Below are 19,088 nucleotides of genomic sequence, written 5' to 3'. Positions count from 1 at the left end.
ACCTCGTATGCACAGGCAACTATTCCGTTGCTTCGAGCCCCTAACGAATTCTTGACCAGCTCATGGGTTTCTGATCGGCCGTCAAGGGGTGTAGGGCTCGCGGCCCAGGGCCGATGGGTCGAAAAGCCGATGCAAGGACCGTAACCGGCTTGAGACCATGACGCCCATGCTGGAAGCCGCCGACACCACACCCCGCACGTCCCGCCGTACGGCACCGCCCACCTGGCTGGTCGTGGCGCTCGCCTGCGCCGGGCAGTTCCTGGTCGTGCTCGACGTGTCGGTGGTGAACGTCGCCCTGCCGTCCATGCGGTCCGGCCTCGGTCTGACCGCGTCCGGCCTGCAGTGGGTGGTGAACGCGTACGCCATCGCCTTCGCCGGGTTCATGCTGCTCGGCGGCCGGGCCGGCGACCTGTACGGCCGCAAGCGGATGTTCCTGGTCGGCCTCGGCCTGTTCACGCTGGCCTCGCTGGGCGGCGGCATCGCCCAGGAGGGCTGGCAGTTGCTGCTGGCGCGGGGCGTGCAGGGCCTGGGCGCGGCGGTGCTCGCCCCCTCGACGCTGACCCTGCTGACCTCCGCCGTGCCGGAGGGGGCGGCGCGGGCACGCGCGATCGCCACCTGGACCGCGGTCGGCGCCGGCGGCGGGGCCGCGGGCGGACTGGTCGGCGGGGTGCTCGTGGACGTGCTGTCCTGGCGCTGGGTGCTGCTTATCAACGTCCCGGTGGGCGCGCTGGTGCTGGCCGGCTCGGTGTGCCGGCTCACCGAGAGCCGGGCCGGGGACGGGCGGCGCCTGGACCTGCCGGGCGCGCTGCTCGTCACGGCGGGCCTCGCGACCCTGACCTACGGCATCTCGCAGACGGAGGCCGAGGGCTGGACGGCCCCGGCCACGCTGGCGCCGCTGCTCGCCGGGCTCCTGCTGATCGCCCTGTTCCTGCTGGTCGAGGCGCGCACGGCGGCCCCGCTGATGCCGCTCGGACTGCTCCGGCTGCGCCCGGTCGCCTCGGCCAACGGGGCCATGTTCCTCTCCGGCTCGGCCATGTTCTGCATGTGGTACTTCATGACGCTCTACGCCCAGAACGTCCTCGGCTACTCGCCGCTGGAGGCCGGTGTCGCGCTCGTCCCCAGCTCGCTGTCCGTGGTCGTCGGCTCGAAGCTGGCGCCGCGTCTGATGCGGCTCGCGGGTGCGCGGACCGTGGCGACGCTGGGCACGCTGGTGGCCGCCGCCGGCTTCGGCTGGCAGTCGACGATGAGCGCGCACGAGGCGTACGTCACCGCGATCATGATTCCGGGGATGCTGATGATGCTCGGCGCGGGACTGGCGGCGACCCCGCTCGCCTCCCTCGCCACGTCGGGAGCGGCGCCGGGCGAGGCCGGTGTGGTGTCGGGTCTGATCAACACCTCGCGGACGATGGGCGGTTCGCTGGGACTCGCCGTGATGTCGACCGTCGCCGCGGCCGGCACGGGGAACGGCCACGGGCCCGGGGCGCTGACCGACGGCTACGCGCTGGCGTTCCGGGTCAGTACGGCGGTGCTGCTGGGCGGGGCGGCCCTGATGCCGGTGTGGCTGCCGCGCAGGGCCGCCGGAGCGCGGAGTTGATCCAGTGGCTCACAGCCACCCCTGCTGCCGGGCCTCCCGTACCGCCTCCGTCCGGTTGCGGGTGCCCGTCTTGCCGATGGCCGAGGACAGGTAGTTGCGGACGGTGGACTCGGACAGATGCAGCTTGCCGGCGACGTCGGCGACCGTCGCCCCGTCCACCGACGCCTTCAGTACCTGGCACTCACGGGCCGTCAGCGGATTCGGACCGGCGCTGAGCGCGGCGGCGGCGAGCGCGGGGTCGACGACGGTCTCCCCGGTGAGCACGCGCCGGATGGCCGCGGCCAGCTCCTCCACGGGCCCGTCCTTGACGAGGAACCCGGCCGCCCCGGCCTCCATGGCCCGGCGCAGATAGCCGGGCCGGCCGAAGGTGGTGAGGATCAGCACCCGGCAGTCGGGCGCCCGCTCGCGCAGCTCGGCCGCCGCGTCGAGACCGCTGGTGCCCGGCAGCTCGATGTCCAGCAGGGCCACGTCCGGCCGGTGGTCGAGCACCGCGTCCACGATGCCGTCGCCCGACCCCAGTTGGGACACCACCTCGATGTCCTCCTCCATGCCGAGCAGCAGCGCGAGCGCACCCCGCATCATGCCCTGGTCCTCGGCGAGCAGCACCCGAATGGACTTCACGGTCCGGTGCTCCCGGGGCATCTCGTTCATGGCTTCAGATTACGGCCGGAACCCCGTCGACCCCGACGGCTTCGGGAGCGCTTCGGGGGTGCGGCCCGGGCGCGGCCCCTCGCGCCGGGGTGCGGCGGTCGCGCCTGCGCCGGGGTGTTTCCTGGAGAACGTCCAGCTGGTCCCGGCCCACGGCGAGCCGGAGGGCTCGGGGGAGGGGGGTCCGGGTCCGGCGGGCCGCCTACTGGGCGCTCGGCCGCGACCGGCTCGCGCGGTTCGCGGCAGGTGCGGGATTCACACAGGTCGCCTGGCTGACCCCGAACGGACGGGTTTCTTCCAGCCGTTGCTCGCGGCGCGGGTCGATTAAAGAGTCTCCCTTTTCCGGTGCGGCGGGGGTTGACGGCCGTGCAAGACGCCCAAACAATCGCCGGTGCATTTCCAGGAAACCCCTCCATAATTCCGCCGCCGAATGGGTTCGGTATTTCGATCGAACAATGTCCGAGATATCGAACGTGGTCGGCCAGACCATGCCGAGGTGCCCCGTGCTCCTGAGAACCCCCCACTGCCGCCCCCGGCGCCTGCGCGGCGCCGCCCTGTCCGTGCTCGCCGTCTGCGCGACCCTCGCCGCGCTGCTCCTCGGCGCCGGCGCACCCCGGGCCGCGGCCGCGAGTGCGCTGCCCTGCGACGTCTACGGCGCCGCGGGCACCCCCTGCGTCGCCGCGCACAGTCTGGTCCGGGCGCTGTACTCCTCGTACAACGGCCCCCTCTACCAGGTGCGGCGCGCCTCGGACGGCGGCACGAAGGACATCGGGTTGTCGGCCGCCGGCGGATACGCGAACGCGGCCGCCCAGGACTCCTTCTGCTCCGGCACGGCCTGCGTCATCACCAAGATCTACGACCAGTCCTCCCGGCACAACGACCTCACCGTCGAGGGCGCGGGCGGGGCCGGGAAGGCCGATGTCGGGGCGCCCGCCGACGCCCTGCCGGTGACCGTCGGCGGCCACCAGGTCTACGGTCTGGAGATCTCCGCAGGCATGGGCTACCGGGACGACTCCACCTCCGGCGTCGCCACCGACGGCGCCGCCGAGGGGATGTACATGGTGACCTCGGGCACCCACGTCAACGGCGCCTGCTGCTTCGACTACGGCAACGCCGAGACCAGCAACAAGGACACCGGCAACGGTCACATGGACGCCATCAACTTCGGCACCGAGTGCTGGTTCTCGCCCTGTTACGGGCAGGGCCCCTGGGTGCAGGCCGACCTGGAGAACGGGCTGTTCCAGTCCGATGCCGGATACAGCAAGAACACCTCGGACACCGGTACCGGAGCCCTTCCGTTCGTGACCGCGCTGCTGAAGAACAACGGCAAGAACCATTTCGCGCTGAAATGGGGAAACGCGCAATCCGGCGGGCTGGCCACCACCTATTCCGGCGGTGAGCCCACCACGAGCGGGTACTCGCCCATGCATCAGGAGGGCGCGATCGTCCTCGGCACCGGTGGCGACAACAGCAACGGCTCCGTCGGCTCCTTCTTCGAGGGCGTCATGACCTCCGGCATCCCGACCGACGCCGCCGACGACGCGGTTCAGGCCGACATCGTCTCCGTCGGCTACGGCGGCGCGACCGGCAGCACCGGCACCCTCGACCCCGGCTCGGAGATCTCGCTGCGCGCCACCACCTCCTGCTGCACCGGCGACTACGTCCGGCACCAGAACAACGCCGGCGTGATCTCCTCCCTCACCTCCAGCAGTTCCGGCCTGGACAAGAACGACGCCACCTGGATCGTGCGCCGGGGACTCGCCGACAGTTCCTGTGTGTCCTTCGAGTCCCGCAACTACCCCGGCGACTACCTGCGGCACTTCGACTACAGGCTCTACCGGCAGCCCATGGACGGCACCCCCCTGTTCCGGGCGGACGCGACCTTCTGCCCGCAGCCCGGGAAGAGCGGCACCGGCACCTCCTTCGCGTCGTACAACTACCCCACGAGATACCTGCGCCACTACGACTACCACCTGTACATAGCGAGCGACGGCGGGTCCAACGGCTTCGACAGCAGCACGTCCTGGACCGACGACGTCAGCTGGGCGGTCAGCTCGCCCTGGGCGCCGTAGCCAGCGCGTCCGCGAACTCCGCCGACTCCACCGGGAGCCCGGCGGTCACCGTGAAACCGCCGCGCGGCGCCGGGCCGGCCGTGAGCGAGCCGCCCGCCGCCGCGAGGCGTTCGGTGAGCCCCTTCAGCCCGGTGCCGCCGATGCCCTGCTGGGGCCGGCTGACGGCCCTGCCGCTGCCGTCGTCGGTGACGGTGAGACGGACCTGCTCCACGTCGCACTCGACGGTGATCTCACAGCGGCGGGCGTCGCTGTGCCGGACCACGTTCGTCACCGCCTCGCGCACCACCCAGCTCAGCAGCGCCTCCGTCTGCGGCTCCAGCGGCGCGCCCGACTGCCGTACCACCGGCTCCACGCTCGCCGCCGACAGCGCCGAGCGGGCCCGGGCCAACTCCGTGGCGAGACTGCCCTCCCGGTAGCCGGTCACCGCCTCGCGTATCTCGGTGAGCGCCTGTCGGCCCACCGACTCGATGTCCGCGATCTGGCCGAGCGCCGCATCCATGTCGCGCGGGGCCAGCCGGCGGGCCGCCTCCGACTTCACCACGATCACCGACAGCGTGTGCCCCAGCAGGTCGTGCAGGTCCCGGGAGAAACGCAGCCGCTCCTTCTCCACCGCGCGCCTCGCCAGTTCCTCGCGCGCGGCACGCAGTTCCCGCACTGCCTCGGACAGGCCGAGGATGGCGGCGGTCACCATGCTGGAGAGGAAGGTGCCGTAGGCGATGTTCACCGCGTCCGAGCCGTCGCGGATCCAGGAGACCGCCCCCGCGTAGCCGGCCAGCAGCAGACCCGTACGGCCGAGCCACGGACCGCGCAGTGCCGCCCCCGCGGCCAGCCCCAGCAGCGGGAAGAACATCAGCCAGTTGCCGCCGTAGCCGAGCGCCAGAGCCGTCGTGACCAGGGCCATGAGCAGCAGCGCCACCCGGGTGGAGACCGCTTCGCGGGTCTCCCGCCGGAAGGAGCGGAAGGTGACGTAGATGTAGAGGGTGTTGAAGGTCACCAGGCCCACGCCGCCGATCCACGGGCTCGGCGTCCTGCCCTGGAGGAGGTTGGAGAAGGCTCCCATCCCCATCAGCAGCCAGGGCAGCAGCGCGAAGCCGGTGGGCGGCGGTCCCGGATGGTCGACGTCGGGCTCCCTGCCCTCCTTGCGGGCGGCCCGCTGCGCGGCCTTGAAACGTTCGTGCTCGGCCTGCCACTGGCGCCGCTCGGCCCGCAGGGCCCGTAGCCGGCACCGAACTCCCGATGTCATGTCTGTGTTTCCCCCGGTCAGATGGTCCCCGCCCGACGGCGGTACGACAGCACGGCGTACGAACCGAACAGCAGCAGCCAGGCCGTCAGCACGATGATGGCACCGGCACCCGGCGCGTGCCCCCCCGATACGCCGGTGCCCAGCTCGGCGAACCGGCGGGTAGGGGCGTACGCCGACACGGCCCGCAGCCAGCCCGGGAAGAGACTGACCGGGAACCACAGCCCGCCGAGCACCGCGAGCCCCAGATTGCACACCATGTTGACCACCCCGGTGGCGGGCCCGGTGAGCCGGTAGCCGTTGCCGAGGCCGAGCAGCGTGAACGGTACCGAGCCGAGCCACAACAGCACTGCGGCCGCCGCCCAGTGACTCGCCGTCAGCCGTACACCGTTGACCAGTCCGCCCGCCGCCAGCACCGCGACGATCGACGGCAGTACGGTCACCACGCCGGTCAGGGCCCGGCCGGTCACCACCTCTCGCGGGGTCATCGGGGTCACGCGCAGCTGCCGCAGCCAGCCGGTCGCGCGGTCCTCGGCGACCGCGCCTCCGGTGTTCAGCGCCGAGCCGACGGCGCCGTAGGCGGCCATGCCGATCATGGCTGCCGTCTTCCAACTGCCCTTGTTCTCGCCGAGGTTGGTGAACAGCAGGTACATCATCACCGGCATGGCGATGCCACCGATGACGAAGCCCGGGTCACGCAGTGTGCGGAGGGTCTCCAGGCGGATGTAGGCGAGCATCAGACGGCCGTCCTTCGGGTGCGGGTGGTCGTGGGCCGGTCACGCCCGGGCAACGGCAGACGCACATCGGACACCGGCCCGCGACCGTTCAGGGCGCCGTCACCCGCCGTGACGGCGAGGAAGGCGTCGTCCAGTGAGGCCGGGGACACCTCAAGGTTCCTGATCGCCCCCAGCTCGGCCAGGGCGATCACCGTCGCGTCCGAGTCGTCGGTGCGCAGGCGGGCCCGGTCGCCGTGCACCTCCACCGAGCGGACGCCGGGCAGCAGGCCCAAGGCCTCGGGCGCGCGGCCCGCCAGGTCCACGCACACCAGGTTGCCCCCCGCCGCGCGCCGTAGCTCCTCACCGGTTCCGTCGGCGACGATCCGGCCCCGGTCGACGACCACGATCCGGTCGGCGTACGCGTCCGCCTCCTCCAGATAGTGCGTGGAGAACAGAACCGTGTGCCCCCGCCGGGCATAGGTGCGCATCGACGCCCAGAAGGCGTGCCGGGCCTCCACGTCCAGCGCCGCCGTCGGCTCGTCCAGCACCAGCAGCGCCGGGTCCCCGCACAGCGCGACGGCGAACCGCACCCGCTGCACCTGCCCGCCGGACAGCCGGTCCACCCGCCGCCCGGCGAGGTCCGCGATCCCGGCCAGGTCCAGCGCCCGGGCGACCGCCATCGGCGCCGGGTAGCGGGAGGCGACGAACGCGACCAGTTCGGCCACGGTGACCCGGGGCACCGGCCGTGCGTCCTGGAGCATCGCGCCCACCCGCCCTGCCCGCACCGAGCGCTCCGGCGCGGCGCCGAACAGCTCCACCGCGCCGGCGTCGGGCGCGTACAGCCCGAGCAGCAGCCCGATCGCGGTCGACTTGCCCGCGCCGTTGCGGCCGAGCAGGGCCACGGTCTTTCCGCAGCCGATCTCCAGGTCCACTCCGTCGACGGCGCGCACCGCGCCGTACGTCTTGACCGCCCCCGTGAAGGACACGGCGGTGTTCTCCGTCTGTGTCATGCCTGCGACGCTAACGAGCGCGGCCCCGCCTCGGGCAGAGGCGCATGTACGGACTCGGGCAGGACAAATGTCACGGCCACCCGAGCTGACGCGGTGTCAGGACCCTTCACAACCATGGAGCCCTCGGCTATACAGAGGGCGCCGGACTGGAACGCGTTCTAGGTCGGCCCCGTAGCGACCTCGGTGCGGCCGACGGTGCGGACGTCCGCGCCGGGGTCTCGAACCGCCAGTGTCAGGAGCCGTATGCCCATCGACGCACGCCGAGCCCTCGCGGCCGAACCCCGGACCGGCGAGATCTCCTGGACCACCAAGGACGTCCAGCTCTACCACCTCGGCATCGGCGCGGGAGCCGACCCCGACAAGGACGACCCGGCCACCGACCCCGACGAGCTGCGCTACACGCTGGAGTCCCGGCTGCACGTCCTGCCGAGCTTCGCCACCGTCGCCGGCTCCGGCGCGCCCGGCGTCATCAGCGGGCTGTCCCTGCCCGGCGTGGAGGTCGAGCTCGCCAAGGTCCTGCACGGGGGGCAGAGTCTGCGGATCCACCGCCCGATCCCGGCCGAGGGCACGGCGACCGCGACCCACCGGCTCGCCGCCGTCCACGACAAGGGCAAGGCCGCCGTCCTGGTGCTGCGCACCGACGTCGCCGACGCCGACGGCCCGCTGTGGACCAACGACGCCCGGATCTTCGTTCGCGGGGAAGGCGGCTGGGGCGGCGACCGCGGCCCCTCCACCCGGCTCGACCCGCCCCCCGACGCACCCGACCGGACCGTCGAACGCCCCGTCCGCCCGGACCAGGCCCTCCTCTACCGCCTCTCCGGCGACTGGAACCCGCTGCACGCCGACCCCGAGTTCGCCAAGCTCGCCGGGTTCGACAAGCCGATCCTGCACGGGCTGTGCACCTACGGCATCACGCTCAAGGCGGTCGTGGACACGCTGCTCGGCGGCGATGTGAGCCGGGTGCGGTCGTACACCGCCCGGTTCGCGGGCGTCGTGTACCCGGGGGAGACGCTGCGCATCCGCATGTGGCGGCGGGAGGGGAGCGTCCAGGTGGTGGTGAGCGCCGTGGACCGGGGCGACGCGCCGGTCCTCGCGGACACCGTCGTCGAGCACACCTGACACCAGTACCGAGGCCCGTACCGAGGGGAGCCGTACCATGCGCGCAGCCGTACTGCACGAGATCGGCCAGGAGAAGCTGGAGGTCCTCGACGACATCGAGGCGGTGGGCTTCGGCCCCGGCAAGGTCAGGGTCCGGGTGCGGGCCACCGGGCTGTGCCACTCGGACCTGTCCGCGATGAGCGGGGTGCTGCCGCAGCCCGCCCCGTTCGTGCCCGGTCACGAGGGTGCGGGCGAGATCCTCGAAGTGGGCGACGGCGTAGGTCATGTGAAGCCCGGCGACCGGGTCCTCCTGTGCTGGCTGCCCGCCTGCGGCGCCTGTCCGGCCTGCAAGCGCGGGCAGACCGAACTGTGCCTGTCCGGGTTCATGAACGCGGGCACCCCCAACTTCCGGCGCTCCGGCGGTGACGTCTTCGGCTTCGCCGGCACCGGCACCTTCGCCGAGGAGGTCGTGGTCGACGCCGGGTGCGCGGTGCCGATCCCGGACGACGTGCCCTACGACATCGCCGCGCTGATCGGCTGCGGGGTCACCACCGGTCTCGGCGCCGCCCTCAACACCGCCGACGTGCAGGCCGGTTCGTCGGTCGCCGTCATCGGGTGCGGAGGCGTCGGCATCTCGGCCGTGCAGGGCGCGCGGCTGAAGGGCGCCGCCGAGATAGTCGCCGTCGATCCGGTCGCCTCCCGACGCGAGGCCGCCCTCCACTTCGGTGCCACGAAGGCGGTTGCACCGGAGGCACTGGCCGACGTCAGGCAGCAGGTCACGGGCGGCGAGGGGTTCGACTACGTCTTCGAGGTCGTGGGCAGGTCCGCCACCGCCCGCACCGCCTACGAGAACACCCGGCGCGGCGGCACCCTCGTCGTGGTGGGCGCCGGCGCCATGGACGACTTCCTGCAACTCAACATGTTCGAGCTGTTCTTCGACGAGAAGCGCATCCTGCCGTCCCTGTACGGCGGCGGAGACGTGCTGCGCTCCTACGAACGCGCCGTCGCCCTGTGGCGGACCGGCCGCGTCGACCTCGCGGGGCTGATCACCCACCGGGTCCGGCTGACGGAGATCAACGAGGCCCTGGACCGGATGCGTACCGGGACCGCCCTGCGTACGTGCATCGAGATCTGAGGACCCGGCTCATGTCACTGCCACTCGAAGGACGGTCCGCGATCGTCACCGGCGCCGGACGCGGGCTCGGCCGGGCGGAGGCCCTGGAACTCGCGCGGCTCGGCGCGGCCGTCGTCGTCAACGACTACGGGCAGCCGGGCCGGGACGGCACGGGCGCGGCGTCGGCGGTACCGGCCGAACAGGTCGCCGCCGAGATACGCGGTGCGGGCGGCCGGGCGATCGCCCACACCGGAGACGTCGCCGACTTCCGACAGGCCCGTGAGCTGGTCGAGACGGCGATCGCCGCATTCGGCCGGCTGGACGTCCTCGTCAACAACGCGGGGATCCTGCGCGACCGCATGATCTTCTCCATGACCGAGGACGAGTGGGACGCGGTGATCCGGGTTCACCTCAAGGGCCACTTCAACACCACCCGCTTCGCCGCCGCACACTGGCGGCAGCGGTCCAAGGCGACCGGGGGAGCGAAGGTCTACGGGCGGATCGTGAACACCTCCTCCGAGGCCTTCCTCGCCGGTTCCGCCGGGCAGCCCAACTACGCGGCGGCGAAGGGCGGAATCGTCGGCCTGACCACTTCCACCGCCCTCGCTCTCGCCAAGTACGGCGTCACGGCCAACGCCATCTGCCCACGCGCGCGCACCCGGATGACCGAGGACGTCTTCGCGGGGTCGGCACAGCCGGCCGAGGGCCTGGACCCGCTCGCACCCGAGCACGTGGCCCCCCTCGTCGGCTACCTGGCCTCGTCCGCCGCCGCCCGGATCAACGGCCAACTGCTGGTCGTCCACGGTGGCATGGTCGCCGTCGTCGAACGGCCACGGGTACGGGCGCGGTTCGACAGCAAACAGGAGGCGTTCACGTACGACGAACTGGACGCCCTCCTCACCCCGCACTACGCGGCCCGCCCGGAGCAGGAGACCTTCGCGGCGACGGAGGTCCTGGGGCTGAGGCGGGCCTGAGGCGCCGTGTCCGGCGGGCGGGAGGCCGCTGACGCCGGAGCGGGAGCGGCCCGCCACCGACTCGGTCCGCCGTGGTCCCGCGCGGTCCCACCGCGCCGGTGCCGAGCACGCGGTGGGACCGGCCCGGCGTCCAAGGGGGCGCCGGGGCGCCCGGTCCGCACCGCATCACACTCGACCGCACCGAGGCGGTCCTGGAGATCCGTCGCAGCCTCCGGCTGCCGACCGGGCCGGGATCCTGATCTACCGTCAGGCAGCCGCCTCCGCGGTCTCCTCGACCGGCTTGCGGTGCTTGCCGTGCGGAGCCGACTCGCTCTCCTGGGCCGCTACCGGGCCCCGGTGCCGGCCGTGGCCGACCGCCTCCTGAGAGTCGGCAGACAGCTGCTGAGTCCTGCTGGTGTCGCTCATCGGAAGTAATTCACCCCGTCAACATGATCTTTCGTACAGCCGGGCGAGTCTAACCGGCACACCACGGGCCGAATCCAGGCGCACACGCCAACCGGCACTAGTTCGTTACAAGACGTCCCAGAGGCGCCTGCTGCAACGGCACCGGACGTGCCCCGACCTGCTCCGCGGGCTCCGCTCGTGCGGGATCCGGAAGGCCCGGTTCCGCCGACCGGGACGACGCCTCGGGCGCCCCGCCGGCCGTGCCGTCCCGGACCGGGCCCTCCGGATCCGCGTTCCCCGATCCCGCCGGAGTACCGTGTCCCGCGGCTTCCTCGGCCCTGGGCACCGCCAGCTCCGCCACCCCGCACGGAGTCTCCTGAGTGGCGTACGGCAGCCGCAGTACACCCTCCCGCGTCCACAGCCCGGCCCCGGCCAGCCAGCCCAGGGGCGCCGGCAGATGGTCCACCCGCCGCCCGGCCGGCCGCCAGACCCCCACCCAGCTGCCGTACGGCCCGTCGACGCGCAGCGCCACCGCGCAGTTCTCCGGCATCAGCGCCTGCCCGGGCTGGATCGCGAACGGCGTCACCACGCAGTCCGGCACCCTGAGGCTCTCCGGGAAGCGCACCGGAAGCGTGCTGCCGAGCACGCCCCAGCCCAGTCGTTCCTGTCCCGGCGAGGGAGCGTCGGAGGAGATGAGCAGCAGCCCGCTGTCGAGGTCGGCGAGCAGGAGCCGGTCCTCGCTGCCGTCCGTGATCTGCAGCAGCGGTGTGACCTCGGCGCGCGCCAGGTCCACCACCACCGTCTTGACCGGTCCGCCCGCCTCCCGGTCCAGTGCCAGTATCCGCCCGGCGCGGTCCAGCCAGACCCCGCCCGAGCAGCGCCCCGGCACCTGGGCGACCCGCTCGGGACCGAAGGCTCCGCCCGCCACCAGCCAGACCGCACTCGACCGCGGCCCGACCGCGAGGGCGTACGCCCGCGCGCCTCCCGGGGCGGGCGGCAGCAGGGTGAGCCGGGTGCCGGGCTCGGGGCACTCCACCGCGCCCAGCGGCAGCTCGCCGGTGCCGGGCCCGGTCGGGTACAGCAGCGAGAAGGCGTGCCGGTGCTCGACCAGCCGGTGGATCAGCACCCGGCCGTCGGACAGCGGCTGCACCTCCGTGCCGGGTTCCTCGGGCTGGTTGCCGGGCAGCGGCACCGCGTACGGCTCCGGGCCGTCCAGCGTCCAGCGCTCCGGGAACCAGGAGTCGCCGGCCGAAGCGAGCCGGGCGGCGTAGGCGCCGTCGGCCGTGAGGGCGAAAACCGTCCCCGGCACCCCGTCGGTCCCGTCCGTGGACGGGGGTTCGGTCGCACAGGCCGTCATCGTTCGGTCACCTCCCGCGACGAAGCTAGTTTTCGCCTGCACGGGCGTGGGAGGGGCCGAGTCCGGCTTCACACGTACGGGTGGTGCAGAAGCGATTCACCTGAGGAAAACGGGACCTTTGTGCTGAGCGGGGCAGAGCCGCCGTATGCGGTACGGCGGCGCAGGCCAGCCAGGTAGCCTTGCCCTCGTGCCCCGTCTGTCTGAAGTCATCGCCGCGCTGGAGAACCTGTGGCCCGCCGAGCGGGCCGAGTCCTGGGACGCGGTCGGCACCGTCGTGGGCGACCCCGGCCAGGAGGTCACCCGGGTCCTGTTCGCCGTCGACCCCGTTCAGGAGATCGTCGACGAGGCGGTGAAGCTCGGGGCCGACCTGCTGGTCACCCATCACCCGCTCTATCTGCGAGGGACCACCACGGTCGCGGCGACCCACTTCAAGGGCCGTGTCGTGCACACGCTGATCAAGAACGACATCGCCCTGCACGTCGCCCACACCAACGCCGACACGGCGGACCCGGGCGTCTCCGACGCCCTGGCCGGCGCGCTCGACCTGCGCGTCGTACGGCCCCTGGTGCCCGACCCCACCGATCCCGAGGGCCGCCGGGGCCTCGGCCGCGTCTGCGAACTGGACCACCCGCTGACCGTCCGCGAACTGGCCGCACGCGCCGCCGGGCGGCTGCCCGCCACCGCGCAGGGCATCCGGGTGGCCGGCGACCCCGAGGCCGTCGTCCGCACGGTCGCCGTCAGCGGCGGCGCCGGCGACAGCCTCTTCGACCAGGTCCGCGCCGCCGGCGTCGACGCCTTCCTGACCGCCGACCTGCGCCACCACCCGGCCAGCGAAGCCGTAGCCGAAAGCCCCCTCGCGCTGCTCGACGCGGCGCACTGGGCCACCGAGTGGCCCTGGTGCGAGCTGGCCGCGAGCCAGCTCGACGAGATCTCCGACCGTCAGGGCTGGGACCTCAGGGTCCACGTCTCCAAGACGGTCACCGACCCCTGGACCGCCCACGCGGCGTCCATCACCTCTAGCTGAATTTCAGGGAGCCCCCAACTGAACGCCGCGCCCGCCGACCAGATCCGCCTCCTGGACGTCCAGGACCTGGACGTCCGCCTGCAGCAGCTCGCGCACAAGCGCAGGTCGCTGCCCGAGCACGCCGAGATCGACGCGCTGACCAAGGACCTCACCCAGCTGCGCGACCTGCTCGTCGCCGCGCAGACCGAGGAGAGCGACACCGCCCGCGAACAGACCAAGGCCGAGCAGGACGTGGACCAGGTGCGCCAGCGCGCCGCCCGCGACCAGCAGCGCCTGGACTCCGGCGCGGTCACCTCGCCCAAGGACCTGTCCAACCTCCAGCACGAGATCGCCTCCCTCGCCAAGCGGCAGGGCGACCTGGAGGACGTGGTCCTGGAGGTCATGGAGCGTCGCGAGGCCGCCCAGGAACGGGTGAACGAGCTGACCGAGCGGGTCGCCTCGGTCCAGTCGAAGATCGACGACGCCACCGCGCGCCGGGACGCGGCCTGCGAGCAGATCGACAGCGAGGTCGCCTCGGTGACCAAGGAGCGCGAGGTGGTCGCCGGCTCCGTCCCCGCCGACCTGCTGGGCCTCTACGACAAGCTGCGCGAGCAGCAGGGCGGCATCGGCGCGGCCAAGCTGTACGCCCGCACCTGCCAGGGCTGCCGCCAGGAGCTGGCGATCACCGAGCTGAACGATATCCGCGCGGCGGCGCCGGACACCGTGGTGCGCTGCGAGAACTGCCGCCGCATCCTGGTGCGCACGGCCGAGTCGGGACTGTAGACGTCGTAGACAAGGGGCTTGTCGGGTGCGGGAGTTCATCGTCGAGGCGGACGGCGGGTCGCGGGGCAACCCGGGGCCCGCGGGCTACGGCGCGGTGGTGCGGGACGCGGCCACGGGCGAGCCGCTGACCGAGGTGGCCGAGTACATCGGCGTCACCACCAACAACGTGGCCGAGTACCGCGGTCTCCTGGCCGGCCTGCGCGCCGCCCACGCCCTCGATGCGTCGGCCCGCGTCCACGTCCGCATGGACTCCAAGCTCGTCGTCGAGCAGATGTCGGGCCGCTGGAAGATCAAGCACCCCGCCATGAAACCCCTGGCCACCCAGGCGCGGGCGGTGTTCCCACCCGACCGGGTCACCTACGAGTGGATCCCCCGCGACCGGAACACGCACGCCGACCGCCTGGCCAACGAGGCGATGGACGCGGGGGGGAAGGGGCAGCGGTGGTCGCCGTCGGGGTCGACGGCAGCTCCTGACGCCTCGTCCGGTACATCCGGCTCGGCTGCGGGCAGCCGAGCCGCAGGGGCGGCGCCCGTCCCGCAGAGAGCGGCACCTCCCGGGGAGCGGCGCGCTCCGACCCCAGACGAGCAGCGTGTCTCCACACCGGGCTGGGGCGGCGCCCCCGACCTCGGCGCCCCGGCGACCTTCGTGCTGCTCCGCCACGGCGAGACCCCCCTCACCCCCCAGAAGCGTTTCTCCGGCAGCCGCGGCACCGACCCCGCCCTCTCCGCCGTCGGCCGCGAACAGGCCCACCGCGCCGCGCAGGCCCTCGCCCGGCGCGGCACCGTCCAGGCCGTCGTCGCCTCCCCGCTCACCCGCACCCGGGAGACCGCCGCCATCGTCGCCGCCCGCCTCGGCCTGGACGTCACGATCGAAGAGGGCCTGCGCGAGACGGACTTCGGCGCCTGGGAGGGCCTCACCTTCGGCGAGGTCCGCGAGCGCCACCCCGACGACCTGAACGCCTGGCTTGCCGACCCGGAGGCCCACCCCACCGGCGGCGGCGAGAGCTTCGCCGAGACGGCCGTCCGGATCGCCGCCACCCGCGACAAGCTGGTCGCGGCCTACGCGGGCCGCACGGTCCTCCTCGTCACGCACGTCACCCCGATCAAGATGTTCGTCCGCCAGGCCCTCGGCGCCCCGCCCGAGTCCCTGTTCCGGATGGAGCTGTCGGCCGCCTCCCTGTCGGCGGTGGCGTACTACGCGGACGGCAACGCCAGCGTCCGGCTCTTCAACGACACCTCTCACCTGCGACCCTGAACCCACGCGGGACCGTTGCCCCGGCTCCCCGGCCTCGCCGAGCCGCGCCGCGCTCCGCGCCAACTCCTCGATCCGCGCCCAGTCGCCGACGGCCACCGCATCCGCCGGGGCCATCCAACTGCCGCCCACACAACCGACGTTGGGCAGCGATAGATATTCGGGCGCGTCTGCCGGACCGATCCCGCCGGTGGGACAGAACCGGGCCTGCGGCAACGGCCCGGCCAGCGACCGCAGATACGCCGTACCGCCCGCCGCCCGAGCCGGGAAGAACTTCATCTCCCGCACCCCGCGCTCCAGCAGCGCCACGACCTCCGAGGCGGTGGACACCCCGGGCAGGAACGGCACTTTGGACCCGCGCATCGCCGCCAGCAGCGTGTCCGTCCATCCGGGAGCGACCAGGAACCGCGCCTACGCCGCCGTACTCGCGCCCACCTGCTCAGGCGTGAGCACCGTGCCCGCGCCGACCACGGCCCGCGGCACCTCGGCGGCGATGGCGCGGATCGCATTCAGCGCCGCAGGCGTCCTGAGCGTCACCTCGATCGTGGGCAGCCCGCCCGCCACCAGCGCCCGCGCCAGCGGTACGGCGTCGGCGGCGTCGGAGACGACCACCACGGGTACGACGGGCGCGAGATCCAGCACGGAGGCGGCCGGAGCGGAGGGCGGCGACGAGGTCATGCCCTCATCGTGCCGACGCGGTGCACAGTCCGGAATGAACGTTGCACATGCTGCAATGAGGCGCGCGGACCGTTGGATCTCCCCGGCTCAGTGGATCTCGTCCACCAGCACGTCCAGCGACCACGGCCTGCCCGCCCCGCCGGGCGTCTCCGCCTCCACGACGTACCCCAGCTCCCGCAGCACCTCCACCAGTTCGGCGGGGTTCTCCGGCGCGGCGCCGGCCGACAGCAGGCCGCGCACGATCCGGCCCTTGGTCGCCTTGTTGAAGTGGCTGACCACCCTCCGGGTCGGCGCGTGCAGCACCCGTACGGACGCCGTCCGCCCCGCGACCTCGCCCTTCGGTTTCCAGGCCGCCGCGTACGCCGAGGAGCGCAGGTCCAGCACCAGCCCGTCGCCGGCCGCCCCGGGCAGCACCTCGGCCATCGGCGCCCGCCAGTGCCCGGCCAGCGCGCCGAGCCCCGGCAGCCTCACGCCCATCGAGCAGCGGTAGGAGGGGATGCGGTCGGTCACGCGCACCGCGCCCCACAGCCCGGAGAACACCAGCAGCGAGTCCGCCGCGCGCTCCTGGGCCGCCGCGTCCAGGGTGGCCAGGTCCAGCGCGTCGTAGAGGACACCGGTGTAGATCTCCCCGGCGGGGCGGGCGGCGGCCGTGGGCAGGCCCGCGTTCTTCGCGACCTCGCCGCGCAGCCCCTCGCTCAGCCCGAGCACCTCGCGCGCCTTCTCCTCGTCGCCGGTGCACAGCTCGACCAGTTCGGCGAGCACGGCCTCCCGCGCGGCGGTCAGCCCCGGCAGGGACAGCGACCGGAGTTCCAGCGGGACGCCCTCGCCCCCGTTCGCCTTGCCTTCCGAGGGCGGCAGCAGGACCAGCACCACATACTCCTCACGTAGACCTCCGCGTCAGCGTACGGCGTGCCGTCGATGCCTCCTCGCGCGGAGATCGGCGGAGGTCCTCCTCACGCCCGCGTGAGCGCCCGTACGAGGGCCCGTACGAGGGGCTGGGGGCCGTCGACGTGCAGCCGCCCACGCTCACCGGCCGCTCCCGCTCCTCGGGCGCCGCCCCGGTGCCGATCGCGGCGAGCGCCTCCCGGTCCTCGGCGGCCACGGGGAGTCCGCGGCGGGCAACGAGCCGACGAGCACCGCCGGTTGCGGCGACACCGTCCGGTTCGTCGGCACTTCGGCCAGGTCCCTCCCGCCGGCACCCGCGCGCACGACGCGCACCTCGGTCGGGCCGAGGGCGACGGCGTGCCGGAGAGCGTGGTCCCGGCAGCGGTCCGACTTGCGCCCGGGCTCCGGGAGCAGGCCCGGCGGGCTTCTCGCGGGTGCCGCATCGGACGCGGCATGAAAGCGGGGCCCGACGGCGTTGCACCCTTGTCGGGGAGCCGGAGTGCCGGGGAGCCGGGAGGGGTGACGAGGGATGGCGGAACAGGCGCTGTGGACGCGTGCCCGGCTGGGACACGGCGGACCCCCGCTGGACCTGCTGACGGCCGACTTCCGCCGGCACACCTACGCCCCGCACGCCCACGACGAGTACACGATCGGCGTCTGCGTGGGCGGCGACGAGGTGATCGACTACCGCGGCGGCCGCATCCGCACCGGCCCCGGCACCATCGTCGTCCTCGACCCCGGCGAGATGCACACCGGCGGCCCCGGCAACGCCACCGACGGCTACGCCTACCGCGCCCTGTACGCCGAGCCGTCCCTCCTCGCCGACGGCACCCTCGGCGGCCTCCCGCACTTCCGTGAGCCCCTCCTCGACGACCCCGAACTGGCCGCCGCCCTCCACCGCGCCCACACCCGGCTGAGCGCCTGTCCCGACCCCCTGGAGGCGGAGTCCGTCCTGCCCTGGCTGCTGACGGCGCTGGCCCGCCGCCACTCCACGGCCAGGCCCGCGTCCGACGAGATCCCCGGCGCGCGCGCCGTCGCCCTGACGGTCCGCGACCGCCTCGCCGACGACCTCACGGCACCGCCCCCGCTGGCCGGTCTCGCCGCCGAGCTGGGCCTGTCGCGCTACCAACTGCTGCGCGCCTTCCGTACGACGATGGGCATACCGCCGTACGCCTGGCTGGCCCAGTACCGGGTGAACAGGGCCCGGGTGCTGCTGGAGGCCGGTCTGCGCCCGGCACAGGTCGCGGGCCTGGTGGGCTTCGCCGATCAGGCCCATCTGACCCGCTGGTTCCGCCGGGTGCTCGGGGTGACGCCGGCGGCGTACCGGACGAGCGTCACTTCGGCGGCGTACCGCAACAGCGTTCAAGACATCCCCTGACCGGGCGGCCGAGACTCACCGCATGACTGCACGTGGCTGGTTCCTGTTCTCCCTGATGGGAGTGATCTGGGGCGTCCCCTATCTGATGATCAAGGTGGCGGTGGACGAGGTGTCCCCGCCGGTGGTCGTGTTCACGCGCTGCGCCCTCGGCGCGCTCCTGCTGCTCCCGTTCGCCCTGCGCCAGGGCAGCCTGCCGCGGACCGTGCGGGCCCACTGGCGCCCCATGCTGGCCTTCGCGTGCCTGGAGATCATGATCCCGTGGTTCACCCTCACGGACGCCGAACGGCATCTGTCCAGCTCGACGTCGGGCCTGCTGATCGCGGGGGTGCCGATCGTGGGCCTGATCGTGGCCCGGCTGCTGGGCGACACGGAGCACCTGGGAGCGCGCCGCCTGACGGGCCTGGCCCTCGGCCTGTCCGGCGTGACGGTCCTGACCCTGCCTCATCTCACCGGCGGCGACGCCCGCTCGCTGGCCGAGGTGCTGGTGACGGTCGTGGGCTACGCGACCGCTCCCGTGATCGCCGCGCGCCGCATGAAGGACGTCCCGTCCCTCCACCTGACATCGGCCTGCCTGACTCTGGCTGCGGTGGTCTACGCGCTGCCGGCGACGGTGACCTGGCCGTCCTCCGTCCCCTCGTCCTCCGCCCTCACCGCTCTCGTCGGCCTGGGCGTGCTCTGCACGGCGGTGGCGTTCGTGGCGTTCCTGGAGCTGATCAAGGAGGCGGGCCCGACGCGGGCGACGGTGATCACGTACGTCAACCCGGCGGTGGCGGTGGCGGCGGGCGCGCTGTTCCTCGGCGAGCGGCTGACACCGACGGTCCTGGTGGCCTTCGGGCTGATCCTCGCGGGCTCCGTCCTGGCGACGGCGGCCACCGGCCCGCGCCGCTCCCGGCGCCCGGTAC

At 73.2% G+C, this 19,088-nt stretch carries 16 protein-coding genes and 2 pseudogenes; 10 read left to right on the top strand and 8 right to left on the bottom strand.

All coding sequences use genetic code 11. The annotated features are described in order from the left end of the window. Positions 1-157 precede the first annotated feature (157 nt). Positions 158-1,594, top strand: coding sequence for an MFS transporter (locus tag AC5WRT_RS24685; RefSeq protein WP_496096551.1), 1,437 nt, complete (start codon positions 158-160; stop codon positions 1,592-1,594). A gap of 9 nt (positions 1,595-1,603) precedes the next feature. On the opposite strand, the gene AC5WRT_RS24680 is transcribed toward AC5WRT_RS24685, so the two are convergent. Next, complete coding sequence (locus AC5WRT_RS24680; protein WP_496096550.1) at positions 1,604-2,245, bottom strand: response regulator; 642 nt, start codon at positions 2,243-2,245, stop codon at positions 1,604-1,606. Positions 2,246-2,730: 485 nt separating this feature from the next. Here AC5WRT_RS24680 and AC5WRT_RS24675 point away from each other — a divergent pair, with 485 nt between their 5' ends. Continuing rightward, a complete protein-coding gene (locus AC5WRT_RS24675; protein WP_496096626.1) occupies positions 2,731-4,314 on the top strand; it encodes an alpha-L-arabinofuranosidase B in 1,584 nt (527 codons plus the stop codon). Here AC5WRT_RS24675 and AC5WRT_RS24670 read toward each other — a convergent pair. From AC5WRT_RS24670 to AC5WRT_RS24660, 3 genes are read right to left on the bottom strand one after another with little or no spacing between them, the layout of a single operon-like run. After that, positions 4,292-5,557 carry a sensor histidine kinase gene (locus AC5WRT_RS24670; protein ID WP_496096549.1) on the bottom strand — a complete coding sequence of 422 codons (1,266 nt, stop codon included), beginning with the start codon at positions 5,555-5,557 and terminating at the stop codon, positions 4,292-4,294. The two genes, AC5WRT_RS24675 and AC5WRT_RS24670, sit on opposite strands and share 23 nt — an antisense overlap. 17 nt (positions 5,558-5,574) lie before the next feature. After that, a complete protein-coding gene (locus tag AC5WRT_RS24665) occupies positions 5,575-6,291 on the bottom strand; it encodes an ABC transporter permease (protein WP_496096548.1) in 717 nt (238 codons plus the stop codon). Continuing rightward, positions 6,291-7,280, bottom strand: a complete 990-nt coding sequence (locus AC5WRT_RS24660) for an ABC transporter ATP-binding protein (protein WP_496096547.1) — start codon at positions 7,278-7,280, stop codon at positions 6,291-6,293. The genes AC5WRT_RS24665 and AC5WRT_RS24660 overlap by 1 nt, the downstream gene beginning before the upstream one ends. A 243-nt stretch (positions 7,281-7,523) precedes the next feature. Between AC5WRT_RS24660 and AC5WRT_RS24655 the strand changes: the two genes are divergently transcribed. The 3 genes from AC5WRT_RS24655 to AC5WRT_RS24645 are packed head-to-tail and all read left to right on the top strand — an operon-like array spanning position 7,524 to position 10,466. Beyond that, on the top strand, positions 7,524-8,399 hold the full coding sequence (locus AC5WRT_RS24655) for a MaoC/PaaZ C-terminal domain-containing protein (RefSeq protein ID WP_496096546.1): 876 nt from the start codon (positions 7,524-7,526) through the stop codon (positions 8,397-8,399). A gap of 37 nt (positions 8,400-8,436) precedes the next feature. Then, positions 8,437-9,513, top strand: coding sequence for a Zn-dependent alcohol dehydrogenase (locus tag AC5WRT_RS24650; RefSeq protein ID WP_496096545.1), 1,077 nt, complete (start codon positions 8,437-8,439; stop codon positions 9,511-9,513). Between the two features lie 11 nt (positions 9,514-9,524). After that, positions 9,525-10,466 (top strand): 3-oxoacyl-ACP reductase, encoded by a 942-nt coding sequence (locus AC5WRT_RS24645; RefSeq protein ID WP_496096544.1) that lies wholly within the window; start codon positions 9,525-9,527, stop codon positions 10,464-10,466. Positions 10,467-10,712: 246 nt separating this feature from the next. Here AC5WRT_RS24645 and AC5WRT_RS24640 read toward each other — a convergent pair whose 3' ends face one another. Then, on the bottom strand, positions 10,713-10,871 hold the full coding sequence (locus AC5WRT_RS24640; protein WP_496096543.1) for a hypothetical protein: 159 nt from the start codon (positions 10,869-10,871) through the stop codon (positions 10,713-10,715). A 97-nt stretch (positions 10,872-10,968) separates the two neighbouring features. Next, the gene (locus AC5WRT_RS24635; RefSeq protein WP_496096542.1) at positions 10,969-12,207 is read right to left on the bottom strand and encodes a hypothetical protein; all 1,239 of its coding nucleotides are present in this window, start codon (positions 12,205-12,207) and stop codon (positions 10,969-10,971) included. A 187-nt stretch (positions 12,208-12,394) separates the two neighbouring features. Between AC5WRT_RS24635 and AC5WRT_RS24630 the strand changes: the two genes are divergently transcribed. From AC5WRT_RS24630 to AC5WRT_RS24620, 3 genes are all read left to right on the top strand, one after another. After that, positions 12,395-13,231, top strand: a complete 837-nt coding sequence (locus tag AC5WRT_RS24630; protein WP_496096541.1) for a Nif3-like dinuclear metal center hexameric protein — start codon at positions 12,395-12,397, stop codon at positions 13,229-13,231. 66 nt (positions 13,232-13,297) lie between these two features. Continuing rightward, positions 13,298-13,993 (top strand): zinc ribbon domain-containing protein, encoded by a 696-nt coding sequence (locus AC5WRT_RS24625; RefSeq protein ID WP_496096625.1) that lies wholly within the window; start codon positions 13,298-13,300, stop codon positions 13,991-13,993. Between the two features lie 25 nt (positions 13,994-14,018). After that, positions 14,019-15,248: a bifunctional RNase H/acid phosphatase gene (locus AC5WRT_RS24620; protein WP_496096540.1), complete on the top strand. Its 1,230-nt coding sequence runs from the start codon at positions 14,019-14,021 to the stop codon at positions 15,246-15,248. 27 nt (positions 15,249-15,275) lie between these two features. Here the strand turns inward: AC5WRT_RS24620 and eda are convergent. Beyond that, positions 15,276-15,923 (bottom strand): annotated as a pseudogene (eda, locus tag AC5WRT_RS24615) (bifunctional 4-hydroxy-2-oxoglutarate aldolase/2-dehydro-3-deoxy-phosphogluconate aldolase); the annotation flags it as partial. 87 nt (positions 15,924-16,010) lie between these two features. Then, the gene (gene yaaA, locus AC5WRT_RS24610; RefSeq protein WP_496100604.1) at positions 16,011-16,793 is read right to left on the bottom strand and encodes a peroxide stress protein YaaA; all 783 of its coding nucleotides are present in this window, start codon (positions 16,791-16,793) and stop codon (positions 16,011-16,013) included. Positions 16,794-17,337: 544 nt separating this feature from the next. On the opposite strand from yaaA, the gene AC5WRT_RS24605 reads away from it, so the two are divergent. Next, a complete protein-coding gene (locus AC5WRT_RS24605) occupies positions 17,338-18,186 on the top strand; it encodes an AraC family transcriptional regulator (RefSeq protein WP_496096538.1) in 849 nt (282 codons plus the stop codon). Between the two features lie 22 nt (positions 18,187-18,208). After that, a pseudogene (locus AC5WRT_RS24600) lies at positions 18,209-18,988 on the top strand (DMT family transporter); the annotation flags it as partial. Positions 18,989-19,088: the final 100 nt, after the last annotated feature.

Source organism: Streptomyces sp. NTD91 (assembly GCF_059510455.1).
Note: the sequence above shows the minus strand (reverse complement) of the source record. Positions and strands in the feature narration are given on the sequence as shown.

Excerpts from the sequence above, each read along its gene's own strand:
- AC5WRT_RS24680 (WP_496096550.1), bottom strand. The coding sequence starts at position 2,245 with ATGAACGAGATGCCCCGGGAGCACCGGACCGTGAAGTCCATTCGGGTG.
- AC5WRT_RS24605 (WP_496096538.1), top strand. The coding sequence starts at position 17,338 with ATGGCGGAACAGGCGCTGTGGACGCGTGCCCGGCTGGGACACGGCGGA.
- AC5WRT_RS24670 (WP_496096549.1), bottom strand. The coding sequence starts at position 5,557 with ATGACATCGGGAGTTCGGTGCCGGCTACGGGCCCTGCGGGCCGAGCGG.
- AC5WRT_RS24665 (WP_496096548.1), bottom strand. The coding sequence starts at position 6,291 with ATGCTCGCCTACATCCGCCTGGAGACCCTCCGCACACTGCGTGACCCG.
- AC5WRT_RS24685 (WP_496096551.1), top strand. The coding sequence starts at position 158 with ATGACGCCCATGCTGGAAGCCGCCGACACCACACCCCGCACGTCCCGC.
- AC5WRT_RS24675 (WP_496096626.1), top strand. The coding sequence starts at position 2,731 with ATGCCGAGGTGCCCCGTGCTCCTGAGAACCCCCCACTGCCGCCCCCGG.
- AC5WRT_RS24635 (WP_496096542.1), bottom strand. The coding sequence starts at position 12,207 with ATGACGGCCTGTGCGACCGAACCCCCGTCCACGGACGGGACCGACGGG.
- AC5WRT_RS24660 (WP_496096547.1), bottom strand. The coding sequence starts at position 7,280 with ATGACACAGACGGAGAACACCGCCGTGTCCTTCACGGGGGCGGTCAAG.
- AC5WRT_RS24645 (WP_496096544.1), top strand. The coding sequence starts at position 9,525 with ATGTCACTGCCACTCGAAGGACGGTCCGCGATCGTCACCGGCGCCGGA.
- AC5WRT_RS24650 (WP_496096545.1), top strand. The coding sequence starts at position 8,437 with ATGCGCGCAGCCGTACTGCACGAGATCGGCCAGGAGAAGCTGGAGGTC.
- AC5WRT_RS24640 (WP_496096543.1), bottom strand. The coding sequence starts at position 10,871 with ATGAGCGACACCAGCAGGACTCAGCAGCTGTCTGCCGACTCTCAGGAG.
- AC5WRT_RS24655 (WP_496096546.1), top strand. The coding sequence starts at position 7,524 with ATGCCCATCGACGCACGCCGAGCCCTCGCGGCCGAACCCCGGACCGGC.